This is a genomic window from bacterium, from assembly GCA_035295165.1.
GTDB lineage: Bacteria > Sysuimicrobiota > Sysuimicrobiia > Sysuimicrobiales > Segetimicrobiaceae > JAJPIA01.
The window spans coordinates 1-16,433 of record DATGJN010000064.1 but is presented as its reverse complement, the minus strand read 5'-3'; the positions used below and the strand labels follow the sequence as shown (position 1 = coordinate 16,433).

Annotated in this window: 17 protein-coding genes and 1 pseudogene; 5 read left to right on the top strand and 13 right to left on the bottom strand. The window is 69.3% G+C overall.

Features of this window, described 5'->3' with window-relative positions:
• Nucleotides 1-17 precede the first annotated feature (17 nt).
• A complete protein-coding gene (locus VKZ50_10070; protein HLJ60066.1) occupies nucleotides 18-1,082 on the bottom strand; it encodes a hypothetical protein in 1,065 nt (354 codons plus the stop codon).
• 393 nt (nucleotides 1,083-1,475) lie between these two features.
• Here VKZ50_10070 and VKZ50_10065 point away from each other — a divergent pair, with 393 nt between their 5' ends.
• From VKZ50_10065 to VKZ50_10045, 5 genes are all read left to right on the top strand, one after another.
• Nucleotides 1,476-1,619, top strand: a complete 144-nt coding sequence (locus tag VKZ50_10065; GenBank protein ID HLJ60065.1) for a hypothetical protein — start codon at nucleotides 1,476-1,478, stop codon at nucleotides 1,617-1,619.
• Entirely contained in the window at nucleotides 1,616-2,053 is a 438-nt protein-coding gene (locus VKZ50_10060) for a type II toxin-antitoxin system VapC family toxin (GenBank protein ID HLJ60064.1), read from the top strand. The genes VKZ50_10065 and VKZ50_10060 overlap by 4 nt, the downstream gene beginning before the upstream one ends.
• A 54-nt stretch (nucleotides 2,054-2,107) precedes the next feature.
• Entirely contained in the window at nucleotides 2,108-3,220 is a 1,113-nt protein-coding gene (locus VKZ50_10055; protein ID HLJ60063.1) for an LLM class flavin-dependent oxidoreductase, read from the top strand.
• A gap of 150 nt (nucleotides 3,221-3,370) precedes the next feature.
• On the top strand, nucleotides 3,371-3,631 hold the full coding sequence (locus VKZ50_10050; GenBank protein ID HLJ60062.1) for a hypothetical protein: 261 nt from the start codon (nucleotides 3,371-3,373) through the stop codon (nucleotides 3,629-3,631).
• 188 nt (nucleotides 3,632-3,819) lie between these two features.
• Nucleotides 3,820-4,206, top strand: coding sequence for a hypothetical protein (locus tag VKZ50_10045; protein ID HLJ60061.1), 387 nt, complete (start codon nucleotides 3,820-3,822; stop codon nucleotides 4,204-4,206).
• Nucleotides 4,207-4,234: 28 nt separating this feature from the next.
• Here VKZ50_10045 and VKZ50_10040 read toward each other — a convergent pair whose 3' ends face one another.
• The 12 genes and pseudogenes from VKZ50_10040 to VKZ50_09985 all read right to left on the bottom strand — a co-directional run.
• Nucleotides 4,235-5,053, bottom strand: coding sequence for an aminoglycoside phosphotransferase family protein (locus VKZ50_10040; GenBank protein HLJ60060.1), 819 nt, complete (start codon nucleotides 5,051-5,053; stop codon nucleotides 4,235-4,237).
• A 31-nt stretch (nucleotides 5,054-5,084) separates the two neighbouring features.
• The gene (locus VKZ50_10035) at nucleotides 5,085-6,068 is read right to left on the bottom strand and encodes an NAD-dependent epimerase/dehydratase family protein (GenBank protein ID HLJ60059.1); all 984 of its coding nucleotides are present in this window, start codon (nucleotides 6,066-6,068) and stop codon (nucleotides 5,085-5,087) included.
• Nucleotides 6,069-6,357: 289 nt separating this feature from the next.
• On the bottom strand, nucleotides 6,358-7,569 hold the full coding sequence (locus tag VKZ50_10030; GenBank protein ID HLJ60058.1) for a sulfite oxidase: 1,212 nt from the start codon (nucleotides 7,567-7,569) through the stop codon (nucleotides 6,358-6,360).
• Between the two features lie 47 nt (nucleotides 7,570-7,616).
• Nucleotides 7,617-8,168, bottom strand: a complete 552-nt coding sequence (locus tag VKZ50_10025; protein HLJ60057.1) for a sulfocyanin-like copper-binding protein — start codon at nucleotides 8,166-8,168, stop codon at nucleotides 7,617-7,619.
• A gap of 144 nt (nucleotides 8,169-8,312) precedes the next feature.
• A complete protein-coding gene (locus VKZ50_10020; protein HLJ60056.1) occupies nucleotides 8,313-10,685 on the bottom strand; it encodes a plasma-membrane proton-efflux P-type ATPase in 2,373 nt (790 codons plus the stop codon).
• Complete coding sequence (locus VKZ50_10015) at nucleotides 10,675-11,112, bottom strand: universal stress protein (GenBank protein HLJ60055.1); 438 nt, start codon at nucleotides 11,110-11,112, stop codon at nucleotides 10,675-10,677. The genes VKZ50_10020 and VKZ50_10015 overlap by 11 nt, the downstream gene beginning before the upstream one ends.
• Before the next feature lie 45 nt (nucleotides 11,113-11,157).
• Nucleotides 11,158-11,556 carry a DUF302 domain-containing protein gene (locus VKZ50_10010; protein ID HLJ60054.1) on the bottom strand — a complete coding sequence of 133 codons (399 nt, stop codon included), beginning with the start codon at nucleotides 11,554-11,556 and terminating at the stop codon, nucleotides 11,158-11,160.
• A gap of 72 nt (nucleotides 11,557-11,628) precedes the next feature.
• Nucleotides 11,629-11,847, bottom strand: a pseudogene (locus tag VKZ50_10005) (thioredoxin family protein).
• A 12-nt stretch (nucleotides 11,848-11,859) separates the two neighbouring features.
• Entirely contained in the window at nucleotides 11,860-12,312 is a 453-nt protein-coding gene (locus VKZ50_10000; GenBank protein HLJ60053.1) for a hypothetical protein, read from the bottom strand.
• Nucleotides 12,313-12,440: 128 nt separating this feature from the next.
• Nucleotides 12,441-14,075: a glycosyltransferase family 39 protein gene (locus VKZ50_09995; GenBank protein ID HLJ60052.1), complete on the bottom strand. Its 1,635-nt coding sequence runs from the start codon at nucleotides 14,073-14,075 to the stop codon at nucleotides 12,441-12,443.
• Between the two features lie 22 nt (nucleotides 14,076-14,097).
• Nucleotides 14,098-15,231, bottom strand: coding sequence for a lipid-A-disaccharide synthase-related protein (locus VKZ50_09990; protein ID HLJ60051.1), 1,134 nt, complete (start codon nucleotides 15,229-15,231; stop codon nucleotides 14,098-14,100).
• Nucleotides 15,228-16,433: hypothetical protein (locus VKZ50_09985; protein HLJ60050.1), on the bottom strand; the 1,206-nt coding region annotated here is incomplete at its 5' end. The genes VKZ50_09990 and VKZ50_09985, both read right to left, overlap by 4 nt.

The window sequence follows — 16,433 nt, the reverse complement described above, 5'->3', positions numbered from 1 at the left end:
TGATCTTGGTTTGGGTCTCATGCACCCTCACCGCGCGTTCGTGCCTGGTGCAGCGCGAACTCGCTGACTCGTTGCAGTGCAGCCGCACCACTAGCACCTTCGATGGCCTTCAGCGCGATGTCGCGGACCCGGTGCACGGCTTCGCGCAGTTCACGCTCCAATTGCCCGATGCGCGCGCTCTGAGCCCGGTTCTGCTCCTCCAGAGTTCCGACGCGTTGCTTGAGGAGCGCCTCGGCAGCCTGAGCTTCCTTGGCGGCTGACTCCGATGCCATACGGGCCCGCTCGCGCTCGACAACAATCGCGGCTTGCTGGGCTTGGGCCACTGCCTGCTCTAGCTCCCCTGGGAAGGCTTGGACGCGAGCCTCCAGCTCAGCGAGCCGCGCCTCGCTCGCAGCCAGGGCATTCTCCCGGCCTTTCAACTCCTCTTCGCGGCGGGTCCGCTCTTCATCGTGTTCGGCCAGAAGCGCCTTCCGCTTTGCTTGGTACTCCGCCTCCTCTCGCGCACGCTCCGTCCTCTTCCGATAGTCGTACTCCTCCTCCGCGCGCTCCCAGGCCTTCCGGGCTTCGGCCTGCTCTTCATCAAACGTCTCCTGCCACCTACTGCGCTCTGCCTCGGCCAATGATCGGGCGTCAGAGAGCTCGCTCTCGAGCCGCTGCCGCTCGGCGTGATACCGAGCAACCATCTCCTCGAGCGTGCGTACGGCCACTTCGACCCGATACACCTCCTGGAGTTCGGCCCGGCGCAGGCGAACGGCTTCCTCCAGCGCGGCCAGTTGCTTTGCCTGGTCCAGCAGGGCCCCACCGACGTCATCGAGTGCCTCGTTGACCATCAGACGAGTCTTGCTCAAGCCGTCGATGACGGCCTGCGACGTGGCGCCCGCTCCCGCTTCCAACGCGTGTTGGTCGCGTTTCTCCCGGGCGGCCCGCTGCGTCGGCATTGCGAGCGCTCGCTCGCGCGCGATCGCCGTCACCTCGTCGAACGATGCGGAGTCTTCCTGCGGCATCTCCGGAAATTGCATGGCCGCCCCCTCCTTCACGACCTTGGCGGGTTTAGACGTCGGCGCTCTGCGCTTGGTGGACACGAGCTACCCCTCCCCAGCGTCGGCCACGTTTCTGCGACCCGGTGGGCGGCCGCGGGCCCGCTGTCGTCACGACGATCGTGCCACGGCCTCGCTGACGGCGGAAACAACCCTCTCGATGCGAAGCAACGCGATGGAACACGCGGCGGCCGTGCCGTTTAGGCTCGCTAGTGCCGCCGCGAACCAGCCCGCAGCAGGCAACGCCATCCGCGCCGCGGCTCACGGGGCAGTGTACGTTCTTGACACCGAAACGCTTCGACTGCTATCATGATGATAGCACGTTCGAACGGAAGGTGGCTCGTGACGGACGTCCTCATTCGGCGTGTTCCCGAAGCCCTGATCAAATCACTCAAGCGCAGGGCTGCACGACACCAGCGGTCGCTTCAGCAGGAACTCGTGACCATCCTCGAATCTGCGGCCAGCGAATCGACCGATCAGAGTGCGGCGCGGATCGCCTCCGCGGTGCGCGCGCGGCTCGGTCGGCGCGACCGCACCTTCAGTGACAGCGCGGCCCTCATCCGAGAGGACCGTCGGCGGTGACGCGCACCGAGCTGGTGGTCGTCGACGCGAGCGTGGCGGTGAAATGGTACGTCCCGGAGCGGGGAAGCGATCACGCGTCCGGACTCCTCGCTCGCGGCCTGCGGCTGCTCGCGCCCGATCTGTTGCTCACCGAGTTCGGCAACACGCTCTGGAAAAAGACCCGGCGCGGCGAGCTCAGCCCACGCGAGGCACAGCACGTCGTCACCGCATTCGCCTCAGCCCCGCCGATTGTGCTCCGTCCTTCCGTACCGTTGCTTACCGCAGCGTTCGAGATTGCGACACGGTTCGGTCGTTCCGTATACGATGCGCTATATCTCGCGTTGGCGGTGGCTGAAGACTGTTTCCTTGTCACGGCCGACGATCGGCTCGTCGACTCCCTTCACCGCACCACGCTCCGGCCGTACGTGCGCCGGCTGAGCGGGAGCCAGACCTAGAACCTTCCCCAAGCGCTCGGGGATGCTCCGTGCGGCACGGGTGAGGAGGCTGTCGTGAGCGTCACGCTCGGCATGTTCATGATGCCGTTTCACCATCCTGATCGGGACTACACCGCCGTGCTCGAGGAAGACCGCGAGGCGATCATCCTCGCGGACGGGCTCGGCTTCTCGGAGGTGTTTGTCGGCGAGCATCTCACGTCGTGGAGCGAGCGCATCACCTCCCCGTTCGTGTTCCTTTCGACCGTGATCGACCGCGCGCGGACGATTCGGTTCGGCACGGGCGTCCTCAATCTTCTGCAGACGCACCCGCTCGTGGTGGCGGCGCAGGCCGCGATGTTCGATCATCTCTGCCGCGGGCGCCTCATCCTGGGGATCGGCTCGGGCGGCCTCGGCAGCGACATGGAAATGTTCCACGTCCCCCCGAGCGAGGTGCGCTCGCAGATGGTGGTCGAGTCGATCGACACGGTGCTGAAGCTGTGGTCCCAGGACCCGCCGTACGACCTGCCCGGACAATCGTGGCCGCTGTCGCTCAAGGACTCGGTCTGGCCCGCCTTCAAGGTCGGCTGGGTCCCGCGACCGTACCAGGTGCCGCACCCGCCGATCGCGCTGTCCCTCGTCACGCCCAACTCCCTGAGCGCCCGGACCGCGGGCGAGCGGGGGTGGATTCCGATCTCAGGGAACTTCTTTCACCGCCGGTATCTGCGCGGCCACTGGGAACGCTACGCGGAAGGGCGCGAACGGGTGGGAGCGCGGCCCGACCCAACCGTCTGGCGCGTCTCGCGCTGCGTGCTCGTCACCGAGACGGACGCGGAGGCCGAAGACTACCTCGCGGACCCGACCAACGGCCTCTCCTACTACTACGCCTTCTTCCGGCACAGCTTCGCCGTGGGGCGCAAGGCCCTGTTCATGATCAAACCAGATCCCGAGATGCCCGACGAGGCGGCGACCGTCGACGTGATCAAGCGCTCGCAGGTCATCTCCGGGACGCCGGGCCGCGTGCTCGACCAATTGGTCGCGCTGCGCGATGAGACCGGTCACTTCGGCACCCTGCTGATGACCGGCCACGATTGGGACCGCCCGCGACTCTGGCGTCGCTCGATGGAACTGCTGGCGAGGGACGTCATGCCGCGGTTCCAGAGACATGCGGACGCGACCTTCCCGGCCTGACGCTCGTCATCGGAACATCGCGTCCTCGTCGCCGGGTTATACTGACTCCGGGAGACGCAGTCCGTCCCCCCCGCGCAGCGAACGCGGACGGCGCGGGGGGACGCAGCGCGTTTGAAGTCCCGAACATTTCTGCTTCGGAAGGGGGCGGGGATGGGAAGGCTCAGAACGGCGACGCGCACGCAGATCGAGGAAGCGATCCCGCTGGCGATGATCCCTACGGTGGAGAACGTGGTCGACAACACGCGAGGATTCCTGAAACGCTACGGCTACACCGCGACGCCGGAGGAGGTGAAGCGCGCGCTCCGAGTGTTGCGGAGCAAGGAGCATCGGAGGGTACCGTTGCCATCGTACACGGCGCGGCAACAGGACGCCTTGACCCGGTTCCAGCGGGAGCGCCGGGCAAAGGAATGAAGCAGGCGCTGTTGGGCGTGACCGGGTACGCATGGAGCGCCTAAACGCTGGCGTCGATTCCCTCGCATTGGCGATCCGAGTTTAGGGTGAGGAGCGCGAACACCCCCTCGGCGGCGCCGGACCCGGCGTCTGCCTCGCTCTGGATGTGGGCACAATGGTCGGGCAGACGCGGTTGCGGGGGGATGATCATGCGGAAGATGATCGCAGGATGCGTGCTATCCTTTCTTGTCGGGTCCGCCGTGGCGGCCGTCGCGTCGCCGGGCGCGTACTTCGAGGGGATCTCAGACGTCCGGCGCGACAACGACACGTTCCGAAACGGGTATGCCGCGGGCGTCTACGACACCGTCTCGCTGTTCGCACACGCGGCCCAGAGCGGCAGCATCAACACTCAGGTCACACTGTCAACGTTCCAATGTCTCGACCGCCAGGGCGATACGTTGGGGGACTTCAGGAACTGGGCGGACTCGGTGTGGAGCGGAACGACGGCGACCGGCGACTCCGCCGCCGTCGCGCTCATGGCCGGGTGCGGGGTCTCGGGACGTGCGGTGTCCGGCGGAACGGCCGCGGCTCGCTAGTCCGTTCGCCGGCTGACGGAGGGGGTCGCTACCGGCCGCCGGTGTGGCTCACATAGCGGGCCAGCGTCACCGCGTTGCGTCTCACGAACGCGAGGTCGTGGAGTATACCCGTCCCGACGCCTCGGCGCCACAACCCGACGAACGCCGGGTCCCCGCGCTCGGCCCGCGTGCGGATGCGCTCGCGGGCGCGCCACTGTCGCTCGAGCACCGCGTCGATCACCACCGCACCGTCGGGAAGCCGGTACGCGTCGCAAAAGCTGCGGGCGCGCCGGGCGCGCTCGTCCAGGGAAGGATCGCATCCCAGGCGGGCGCACTTCTCTTCGGCGTACAGCGGAACGAAATGCCACAGCGCGTACACGACGTCCCACAGCCGCCGGCCCGGTCCGGCCAAGTCCCAGTCGATGAACGCGCTCGGGACCCCGTCCAGGAACCCGGTGTTCCACGGCGCCACGTCGTTGTGACAGATGATCTCGCGCTCCTGTCCTGACGCGTCGTCCGTCTGCCACACGGCGCCGCGGGGAGGGACGAAATCGGCAACGACGTCGTGGTACTGTCGCAGCAACCGCGCCGCCCCCGTCAACGCGGACTCCGCCCAGACATACGGCGGCGGGTTGTCCGGAGCGGGCACCTCGCCGGGGACGAACGACAAAATCTCGCGCTCCTGGTCATCGGTCCCGAGGGCCCGCGGCGCCCCGGGGTAGCCCGCCTGCTCGAGGTGCGCGAGGAGCGCGTGGACGGCGGGCGTCCACGGACCCGTCGGACGTCGGATGGTGTCCCCGACGCGCACGACGGGCGAGAGCTGTCCGCCACCCAGCGGTTGTTCATTGTGCGCGTGCTCCGTCGTCATGCGCGGCGCGCCGGAATGCGTGTGCGCCCGACTACGTGCTGCCGGCCGAACTGTCCGGTGAGGCGAGGGCCGCCCGCGACGCCCGGAACCACTCCACGAACCGCGCGACGCCCGCCTCGATGTGCGTGGACGGTGCGTACCCCAGGTCGCGTCCGGCCGCGCTCACGTCCGCGTAGGTGATCGGGACATCTCCCGGCTGATCGGGCTGCCGCGAAATCGCGGCCGTCTTGCCGAGGGCGCGCTCGATCACCGCGACGAGATCGCGCAACATCACGGTGTCGTGGGTCCCCAGATTGTAGATCTTGAACCTCTGCGGGCGCTCGATCGCCCGCACCACCCCGTCCACGACGTCGTCGATGTACGTAAAGTCTCGCCGCGCGGTGCCGTCCCCGTATACCGGGATCGGCTTCCCTTCGTCGATCAGGCGCACGAAGCGGTGGATCGCCATGTCGGGGCGCTGCCGGGGGCCGTACACCGTGAAAAACCGCAGGCATGTGATCGGGATCGTATGGAGGTGCTGGTATGCACGGCAGAAGTACTCGCCCGCCAGCTTCGTGACGCCGTACGGCGATGCCGGGAGCAGCCGGCTCGTCTCCTCGTGAAACGGGATGTCGCGCGAGAGGCCATAGACCGACGACGACGAGGCGAACACGACGTGACGCACCGGGTGGCGCCGACACGCCTCGAGCAGCGTGATCGTGCCGAGCACGTTGACGCGCTCGTACGCGGCGGGATCCGCAATCGAGGGACGCACCCCCGGCCGGGCCGCCAGGTGCACCACGCTATCCACCTGCTCGAGCAAGAGCCGGTCGATCAGCGCGGCGTCCCCGATGTCGCCCTCCACCAGCCGAAAGCGCGGCGACCGCGCCGCGCCCGCCAGGTTGTGCCGCTTGATCGCCGGATCGTAGTGCGAGTCGAAGATGTCCAGGCACGTCACCTCGTGCCCGAGCGCGAGCAACCGCTCGCTCAGTGTCGACCCGATAAACCCCGCCCCACCCGTGACCAGGATCCTCATGCCCGAACTGTCCCCCGTGTTCGCCGTCCCTCGAAGCCTACCACAACGGACGCGACCGGCAAAACACCTTCCGCTCAGGGCAGCCCGCGGGAGCCGACGGCACGGTGTTCCGAAAGACCGGTACCCCAGAACGAAGAGCCACGACGATCAACGTGAGCCCCATGGCCGCGACCTCGCCCACGCCCTGGCCAGAGTGGCACGCCGAGCGGAGTGGGTGCCGCGATCCGTCTGCCTCCCAATGCGAGATGCAGAAGGTTCGACGCGGAACGGCGCCGCCCGATGGGCACGACTAGGAGGCGGTCAACGCGAGCACGTCCCAGGCATTATAGAAGTACCCTTGAGGGTTCCACAATCCCTCACGCGGCTGGGTGCGGCCCCGCCAGTCGGTCGCGCGTGCGGCGATCTCGTGCCGTCCGCGGGCAAGCGTCTCCACCAACTCCCACTGATACCATGCGTACGCGGACCCAGGCGTCGTGATCCGCGCCGGCCGCCACGCCCCGCCGTCCACGGAGACCTCGATCTTCGCGATTCCAGTCTCCCCCGCGTAGGCGACCCCAGCAAGGGTCACGGAGCCCGCTGGGAGCGTGTCGCCCGTGACGGGCGATGTAAAGAATGAGTTCACCGGGAACACCGTGGTGGGAACGAAGTCCTGGGAGAAGCTGAAGGTTTTGTCGGTCGGGTTCATGGGGACCGGATTGATCCGGTAGAGGTCCTTCATATACGGTCCGTTCCACTCCTCCTCCACCAGGTGAATCGCTCGGATCCACTTCACGTTGGCCGATCCGACCCATCCCGGCACGAGCGCGCGAACCGGGAATCCGTGGAGGGTCGGCAACGGCTGGCCATTCATCTCGAAGACCAGCAACGTGTTGGGGTCGAGGGCCTTCTCGATCGGGATGCTGCGGACGTACGGTGGAGCGGCACCGTTGGGATCGCTCCCCTCAAACGCCACATGATGCGCTTTCACCGTGGGGTTGGCCGACAGCAGCACGTCACGCAGGCGTACGCCGGACCATCGGGCGTTCCCGACGGCCCCGCGATCCCACTGCCCGCCCGCGGCCTTGGGCTGGAAGTGTCCGCGCCGGTTGCCCGCGCACTGGACCCATGCGGTGAGCTCGACATGTGTAAACCGCTGCATGTCGGCCCACGCGAGACGGAGGGGTTGTCCGACTGCTCCGTCTATTGTCATCTGCCACGTCTCCCGGTTGAGCTGCGCGTACCCTGGCAAGTGCAAGCGGACGAAGAACCAGTCGTTGGGCGTGATCCATGTCCGCAGCGGCGGGATCGGCGTTTCCAGGTTGATCGGTGACCGGCTAATCACTTTCATCCCCGCGGCGACCCCGGGGATTGCTGGCTCCTGCGCCAACGCGTCGCGGACCAACGGCCACGCTCCAGCAAACGCGACCACCCCAGCGATCGTCCCCGATCGATAGAGCAACGCCCGGCGGGACAGTCCACCGTTCCACTCTGTACCCGGTCCAGCAGCAGGTTCACGGTCCATCTCAGCCCCCTCCTCTTCGATGTCCGCGTCGCGCGTGCCCACGCGCCTCACTTGGTCGTCGCGGACGGCGCGCTCAGTCCGTCCACAACGTCGAGTTCGTCCCACATGCCGATCAGGGCATGCCCCGGCACGCCGCAGAGAAGGGCATATGTCCCGGCGCTGCGGGCGGAAAAGGTGAAGTGCAGCGGAGGGTCGTGCGACGTGATCCCCGTCTCGAAGTCGGCGGGCGCCGCACCGGGAAATGCCGGCGTGAACCCGCTCCCTTTGGTGCGCTGGTCCCAGGGTGCCACGAGCACGCTGTGCGAAACGTCCGCCGCGACGTTCCGCATCGTCACCTGCACCGTGCTTCCCGTCGGCACCTTCACGACCAGCGCACCGCCGGCGTAACCGTTGAAGTTGTATGCGTCTGCCTGTGCCGCGGTAAGGCTCAAGGACACGGTGTGCGTCGCCCCGTCGTAGCCGACCGGTGGGACCGTCCCGGCGCCGAGGACGGTGGTCGCGGTGCCCAGCAGCAAGAACGCGACGAACGCCGCCTGGGACGCCCGGCTCCAGAAACATTTCCGAGTGTGACGCCGCTCGTGCGTGTCGGTCGAGACCATTCTGGTGTGCCTCCACCCAGATGCCGCGTCGTCGCCGCACGGGCGCACGTCGTTGCGGATGACTACCACTCGCCCCGGTCGGACTCCTCTGGGGATGAAGGCGCGCTACCCGCCGTGCGGACGCCTCCGATGGCCCGTGCGCCCTCAGCGCAGCCCGCAGGCTCGAAACACCGGCACTTTCACGAGATCGGCAACCACCATGTACACGGCCCCCACGACGAGGAGCGCGCCGATGACTCCGGGGCCGACAGGCGCCATCAGCCAGCCCCGGGTTGCCAGCAGGCTCACGGCCGCCAGGTCCCCGACGGTGCTCACGACAAGCCAGCGGCCCGGCCGGGAGCCCCACCACCGCCCTCGCTCCCGCACGGGGTAGACGGTCGCCTGCATCCCCACCACCAGCCAGAGAAACACCACGGTCTGCAACGTGGAGAGCGGCAGGTGCCACACCCGCCAGCCGGCCCACACGACGCCGCTCGAAAACGCCAGCAGCACGCCCGCCACACCGAGCGCGGCAAGAACGAGCGCGCGCACGTCCCAGCGGTCGGGCGCGGGCGCAGCCCGGGCCAGATCCGTCGCGACGGACATGGTCACGAAGTCGTTCGCGAACAGTAGCAGAACGATCAACAGCGGCGTCGTGACGAAGATGCCGCCGACGATGAGGCCCAACGTCAGCAAGAGCGACAACTCGAACGTCTTCACGATCTTGTTGAGCGTGTACGTGAGCATGCGCTGGTGGATCCGCCGGCTCACCTCCACCGCCGTCACGATGTTCACCAGGCCCGAGCGTGTCAGCACGAGGCCGGCGGCGGCCTTGGCGACGTCAGTGGCGGTGGCGACGGCGATGCCGACCTCGGCCTGCCGCAACGCAGGGGCGTCGTTGACGCCGTCGCCCGTCATGCCGACGCGATGGCCGTCGCGCTGCAACGCGCTGACGAGGTTGAACTTGCCCTCGGGCAACACCCGGGCGAAGATGTCGTAGCGCGCCGCCTCAGGATCCTGCACCTGGTCGAGCATCCCCGCGGGAGCCGCGCGCGGCCCGATGCCGACCTGCGCCGCGACGGCCGCCGCGGTGGCGAGCCCGTCTCCCGTGACCATGACAACACGGATCCCGAGATCACGGAGACGCCGCACGAGCGTCTTGGAGTCGTCGCGCGGAGGATCATGCAGCGCAACGAGCCCGACGAGCGCCAGGGCGTCGGGTCGGCCCGCCGCCACCGCGAGCACGCGGGCCCCGCCGGCCGCGAGCGCGTCCCGGCGTTCGGCCGCCCAGGCGCGGTCCGGCGCGCCTTCCGGCACGACGACCTGGACCGCGCCTTTCACCACCTGTCGAGCAACGTCCCCGTCGTGAAAGATCACTCCGGACCGTTTCGTCGCGGGGTCGAACGGAACAAACCGCACCCGCCCCGTGAACGGCAACGGCACCTGCCGCGCCCGGGCGGCGGTGAGGATCGCCTGGTCGATGGGGTCCTGCGTCGCTTCGTCGCAGGCAAGGGCAGCCCACCCGAGGAGCTCGGCTTCCGTGTACGGCGGGGTCGGCGCAAGCGCGGCGATAGCGGAGCGGTTCTGGGTGAGCGTCCCCGTCTTGTCCGCGCAGAGCACGTCCATCTCGGCGGCTTCTTCGATCGCCGACAGCCGTGCGACCAGCACGCCGCGACCGGCGAGCTCCATCGCCCCGAGCACCGTCGCGAGCGTAAACGTCGCTGGGAGCGCCACCGGGATGGCGGCAATCAGAATGATGGCGCCGAACGGAAGCACATCGGTCATGGGTAGCCGCGCGGCCACCGCGTAGGCGATCAGGGCCGCGACCAGCAGGAGATCGAACACGACAAGGTAGCGCACGATGCCCGCGACCAGCGTTGCCAGATGCCCCGGCGCGACAGCCGTGCGGACGAGCTCCGCGGTCTTGCCGTACGCCGTCCCGGCACCCGTCGCCGTGACTTCCCCGGTCGCCTCGCCGTCCTTCACCACCGAGCCGACGAACGCGGTGGCGCCGGCCTCCGCCTCGATCGGGAGGGCCTCGCCCGTGAGCGCCGACTGGTCGATGCCGAGATGGCCGTCGACCAAGCGCAGGTCCGCCGGCACGAAGTCGCCGGCGCGCACGTGCACGACGTCGCCGGGAACCAGCACGGCTGCGGGCAACCGGTCCCACCGCCCGTCGCGGCGCACCCGGGCCTGGACCGCGAGCCGCTCCCGCAGGAGCCGGAGCGCGCGCTCGGCACGGTGCTCCTGGGCAAAGCCGAGGATCCCGTTGAACGCCAGCAGGAGCGCGAACACCACCGCTTCGAACGGCTTCCGAAGCAGCAGTTCGAGCACGATCGTGCCTTCGAGCATCCAGGGCACCGGCGCCCAAAACTTCCCGAGCAGCGCCCGCCAAGCCGGCGGCGTTTCTTCACGGATGGCGTTCGGGCCGAACCGGCGGAGGCGCTCCTCGGCCTCCTGGGTGGTCAGGCCGCTGGGCACGCGCGTCGACGCCGCGGCATCGACCGCGGGCGTACCGTCCCGCGCGTCACCTGCCACGGATCAGCAGCACGGGCACGGTCGTGGTCCGCACGACCCCCTCCGCCACGCTCCCAAGCAGGACATGGTGAAGTCCGCGCCGGCCGTGCGTTCCGATCACGATCAGGTCGGCCTGCCAGCGCTTGCTCTCGTCGACGATGACGTCCGCCACGCGGTGGCCCAGCGCCTCAAGCACGGCGTGTTCCGCGTGGACGCCGGACCGTGCGGCGGCCGCGGCGGCCTCGGTGACCACCGCCTCCGCGGAGCGCCGCCACGCGTCGACGATCGGTTCGACGTCCAGGGCCTCGGAGGTGTACAGCGGCTGCAGGTCGAGCACGTGGACGATCCTGACCTCGGCCTGCTGTTCCTTGGCGAGCCCAAGTGCGTGCTCGAGCGCGAGTTGGCTACACGCGCTCCCGTCGGTGGGAATCAGAATACGGCGATACATGGCCCTCGCGTTACCCCCCTGGTTTCACCTCGCCCGACGCGGGGCTCAGGCCTCCCGCAGTCGCGAGACGACCCGCTCCAGGCGAGCCCGCGCCTCCTGCGCGATCGGGCGGACGGCGTCGTTGCCTACCATACCGAGTGCCGCGTTGGGATCCATGACGGACACCACGCTCCCGCCATCGGCCTCGTACACGATGACGTTGCAGGGGAGCAGCAGACCGATCTCCAACTCGGCCTCGAGCGCCCGGTGCGCGAGCGGCGGATTGCACGCGCCGATAATGACGTACCGACGGAACTCCACGCCGAGCTTCTCCTTCATTGTCTTCTGAACATCGATCTCCGTGAGCACGCCGAACCCTTCCGCTTTGAGCAGCGCACGCGTGCGCTCGATCGCCTGATCGTAGGGGAGCGACACCCGCGTCCCAAATCCGTACGTCGTCAACATCCCCGCACCCTCCTCAGCCCATCCGCCATCCGCACACGCCCGCTCCTCGCCGCCGCGCGGGGGCGCCGGGGGCTAGGGCGCATGTCCGCGTCCGACCGCGTCGAGGACCAGCGCCAGCAGGCGCGACTCCGGGACGGCGCCATCGACCGAGACCTGCTCGTTGATGATGGTCTTCGGAACACCCTGGACGTGGTACCGCTGTGCGAGCTCGGGAAACTCCGCGACCTCGATCACATCCGCCGTCACGTGCGGGCTTTCGACCGCGAGTGCGTGGGCCAACCTGGCCGCACGGGGACAATACGGTCAGGTCGGGGTCACGAGCACGCGGATCTGGATCGGCGACGCGAGGGCGGCCACCCGTTCACGGGTGGCCGCGCTCAGGGCGGTTTCGCCACGCGCGGCGTCGATCAGGCCTTCGACAAGCACGCTGAACTCGTATCCGGCCGGCACCCCGAAGTACCGCATCACGCCCTTGTTGCGACCCTGGAACACCATGGCGGGGATTCGATCGACCCCGAGGCGCAGGGCGACACTCTCGTCCGCGACGAAGTCTCGAACGGCGAGCGTAATGTGCGCTGACAGCGCCGCGACCTCACGCAGGAGCGCCTCGGTATCCTGACACGTCTCACACGGGAGCGCAGGCGCACCGAGCGGCGAAGCCCGCTGTGTAAACAACTGGAGCGTCACGGGGGCGTCGAGCCGTTCGGAGAACACCTTGGACACCTGAGCGCGGACCTGATCCGTGAGCACCGGCATCGTGACTCCACCTCGCCGTCATCTAGACTCGGCCGTCCCAACGGGCACCATCCTCACGGTACCATCCGACGCGCCGGCACGTGATCGGGCCCAGACCCGATTCCGTAGCGCCCCGCCGATCCGCCCCGCTACGGCGTGCAGTGCGCCTCCGCCGGTTTCACCACGGCCACGACGTCCCCCCGCACCGCGTACCTCGAGACGACCGCGGGCAGCCGCACCCGCGCCAGCTCGTCCAGGTGGCTCACGACAAACACCCGGCCGGGCGCGCATACGGCCGCACGCAGGGCCCTCGGATCGTCGATCCAGTCGACATGGTGGTCGGTGTAGTAGATGAGCGACGAGTAGATGTCGAACCGGTACCCGATGATCCGATCGCCGGGGCGAAGCGCCGCACGAATCTCGAGCGCGAGCGGCTTCATCGGCTTCTCCGCCTCGACCACCGGCACCACCCACGTCACGACGCTGAGCCACGTGACGGCCATCGCCGCGCACATCGCGAGCAGCGCGGCAAGCCGGGCCCCCGTCACCGTCAGCACCAGCACCAGCGCGACCCCGGCCGCGAGCGCCACCGCCGGCGCGACGAGCAGGTGACCCAGCGCGTGAAACCGCGCGGGATAGAGCTGGGCGAGGTAGCCGCCGATCCCCCAGCACAGCGCGCCCAGCAGCACGACGAGGAGCGCCAGGGACATCCAGCCCTCCCACCCCAGCCGCCGCACCGGCAAGAACGCCTCCCACCACGCGGCCACCCCGACCGCCGCCAGCGGATAGATCGGCAGGACGTAGTTCGGCAGCTTCGTCCCCGCCGCCGTGTAGAACGCAAACGTGAGCACGCACCACAGCGCGACGAACAGGCTCCCGTCGTCGCGCAGCCGGCGCCCGTGAAACGCCGCCGCCGCCGGCCAGAACGCCGTCCAGGGGAACGCGCCGAGCACCAGGATCGGCACGTAGTAGTACCACGGGCCGGCCTGGTTCTCCACGACCCCGAAGAACCGCCCGACGCCGTAGTACCCGAACACGGTCGACACGAACGCCCGGCCGTGAAGCCACGTCTCGGCACCGTACCACGACAGCCCGACGGCGACGTACACCGCGATCCCGGCCGCCCAGGGCACCTCGCGCCACCGGTGCCAGGCGCCTCGAACCGTGACGAACGCGGCCGCGACCAGCCCGGGCAGGATCAGACCGATCGGCCCCTTGGTCAAGGTGGCGAGCCCGCAGTACAGGAAGAAGCGCAGCCAGTCCGCGCGCCGGCCGTGCTGGTACGCCCGAAGGAACGCGTGCACGCCGAGCAGCATCCACGCGAGCAACACGGTGTCGAAGACCGCGAGGCGCGATTGCACGAGGAAATGAAACGTGACCGCGAACACCGCACCGGCGAGCCAGCCGACCCGAGGGCCGAACAGGTCGCGTCCGATCAAGACCGTGGCATACACGGCGACGACGCTGAAGACGCCGGACCAGAACCGCACGGTGAGCTCGCTGAAGCCGAAGGCGCTGCCCGTGAGCGCGGTCAACCACATATAGAACGGCGGGTGCACGTACCACGGAACATGGTTCACGTACAACGTCACCCAGTCGCCCCGCTCGAGGATTTCCCGGGCGACCTGCGCGTATTTCGTCTCGTCCTGGTCCCACAGCGATCCGGCGCCGAGCCGGTAGAACGTCAGGACGGCAGCGCCGGCGAGGAGGACCGCGGTCCACAGCCGGTCGCGCCCCCCGGTCGGCTCGGGACGCCCGGCCTCGGAGGGCCCGGCGTCCCTCACGACGCGCTCCGCCGGAGGACCGTCACGCGCCCAGTCTCTCGAGAAGATATTGCGCGATCGCCGACGACCCGCCCGGGCCGCCCTGGCGCTCCCGGCCAACGCGGCCGCGCCGCTCTCGCTCCCTGGCGTCGCGCAGCAGCGCCGACGTCTCGGCGGCTCCCTCCTCAGGCGTTCCGGCGACCACGAGCGCGTCTCCCAGCAACCGCTGCTGCTCCCGGAGAAACCGCCGCGTGACCTGCGGTCCCGTGCCCGGGAATGCCACCACGGGTTTGCCGAGCCCGGCCGCCTGCTCGTGCGCGGCGCCGGCCATGCCCAACACGACCGTCGCACGTGCGAGCGCGTCGGCGAACCGGTCGCTCGTGACCCGCACGTCGAGCCCGCGGCACCGGAACCGATCGGAGTCGTCCCAGTGCGCGCCCGCGGTCTCCATGGCGCGCCGGAGCTGGTCGCGCGACAGGTTGGGAGGCCACGCCACGAGCACGGCCGGGCGTTCGCCGCCCCCCGGCGAGACCAGTTCCGCCGCACGCAGCAGCAGGAGCAGGTTGTCGAACGCCGCCGGCTTACTGCCGGGCAAGAGCGTGAGCACGGACCGGCCGGAGGGGATCCCAAACGTCTCCCCGGTTGGAGCGAGCGTGTCCATCAGCGTAAAGCCGCGGTACTCCGCGGGGATCCCGCGCCGCCGCAACGCCGCGGCGGTCACGTCATCCCGCGTGAACACGCGCGAGGCGGCTCGCCGCATCACCCACAACTCGAGCGGCGAGTGCGGACCGATGTACTCGGACCGAGGCAGCGCGAGGTGCACGACCGGACCGCCGGCCGCGGCGGCCATCCACAGGCAGTACACGTCCCCGGCAGCCACGGTGAGGGCCGCTCGGCCGCGCTGCGCCCGCAGCGTCCGCCGCTGCGCCCGCCAGAATCGCAGCCACCCTCGGCGGAGATCCCCCCACAGCGCCGCCGGTCCCACCCGGGCGCCGAACCCGCCGCTCGGGAACTCGCGGCGGGGATCGAGCAGCGTGACGCCGGCGGGGTAGGCGTGCCCGAGGCCGACGAGCGGGTATGCGAACACCTCAACGGCGCCGGACGGGAGCGCTCCAATCACCTGCGCCACCTCGACGTCCTCCCCGTAGCCGTTGCTGACGACGAGCAGCCGCTTCACGCGAGCGCGGCGCGCCGGCCCGGGGTCAGGGAGAGAAAGGGCGCCATCTCCTCGAGCATGCGTCGCGCGACCCCGGGGGGGGTCGCGTACAGGCCGCGCAACTCGCCGGCGGTGCGGTCGAGACACGTGCCGTCCGCGAGCAGTTCCAGCGCCCGACACGACACGTCCGCGGGAGCGATGTGACCGACCAGCTCCGGCACGACCTCACGGCCGGCTTCGCGGTTCGGCCACGCGACGAACTGATGCCGGCGCGCAAACCGCCAGGCCATCGCCGTCTTGACCGCGGTGCCGAGCCCCGGGAGCCGGCTGATCCACTCGCTCATGCCCTCGGTGCGAATGCGGCCCGGGCGGTCGAGCGGCAATACGACGAGCATCGGCACGCCGAGGATCGCGAGCTCCACGGTGTTCGTACCCGGCACCGTGATCGCCAGCTCGCATCCGGCGAGGGCGCGCAGGCGGTCATCCTGGACCACGTCAATCTCGAGCGCAGCCAGACGCGCGCGATGCGGCGCCAACATCCGCGCGAGCGCGTCCGGTGCGAGAAACGGCGAGGCGATCACGGAGAAGCGGATCTGCCCTCGCTCCGCACGCATCGCCGACGCAGTCTCCAGCAGAAACGGCAGCATGCCTTCCACGATCCAGCCCCGACTTCCCGGCAGCAGCGCCACGCGGGCCCCGCGCCGGGACGCATTGGCAAGATCGCGGTACGACGCGAGGTGATCCACGCGGAGATCGCCCACGACGGCCATCCGGTCGCGCGGCACGCGCACGGCTGCCAGCGCGTCGGCGAGGTCCTGAGACGGCAGGAAGATGCGCTGGAACCGGTGGGCACGCCTGCGCACGAGCGCGGTCTCCACATACGCAAATGCGGGAAACCCGAGACGACCCGCCAGGGTGGTGGTGTACCAGAGGTCGCCGCCTAGATGGAGCACGCACCCGGGACCGGAGACCGGCAGCCGCCGGATCCCGGCGACTACCGCCAAACACGCCCGCGGCCCGAGGATCCGCGCGAACGGCCCCTGACGGCGCGCGTACGGAATTTCCTGCCCGCTCGCGAACTGGCACGGCGGCAGGACCAACGAGAGGACGAGCGGCACGCCGCGTTCCTCCGCCCACGCCGCCGCGTCCCGGGCCATTGGCACGGCCCAGTTCGAGACTTCTCCCGGACCGCTCGACACCAACACCAACTCCGCGGAGGCAAC